Genomic DNA, 390 nt, shown 5'->3' with positions numbered 1-390 from the left:
CAATGCATTCATATGATGATTTTGCGGTGCGTAATCTCACGACTGTATCGACAACGCGTAATGCAAAACTTGAACTAGACGACTATTTCGCAGGACATGGTGTTGTGATAACACCTGACTATACGTTGGCTGGTTGCTCTTATGCTAGATTTACGGACAGATTTTTCTCTGCCCTGTAAACTAATAGCAGAGGAGCATTTTTTATATGATTCGATATTCACCAGAATTTAAGCAATCTCTTATCGAGATGCACAACCAAGGGCGTTCTTACACTGAACTAGCCGCTGAATATGGGCCTTCGGCCGATTCAATCCGTAACTGGGTCAAATTGTACACAGTCCACGAAGTGGACGGCGAAAAATGGACGCAAGCTGATGTAAACGAATTACA

At 42.8% G+C, this 390-nt stretch carries 1 protein-coding gene; it reads left to right on the top strand.

The genetic code is table 11. The annotated features are described in order from the left end of the window. Window positions 1-205: 205 nt before the first annotated feature. Window positions 206-390: transposase (locus tag C1I99_RS32115; protein ID WP_111137810.1), on the top strand; the 185-nt coding region annotated here is incomplete at its 3' end.

The organism is Micromonospora deserti (assembly GCF_003236335.1).
Taxonomy (GTDB): Bacteria; Actinomycetota; Actinomycetes; order Mycobacteriales; family Micromonosporaceae; genus Micromonospora; species Micromonospora deserti.
Note: the sequence above shows the minus strand (reverse complement) of the source record. Positions and strands in the feature narration are given on the sequence as shown.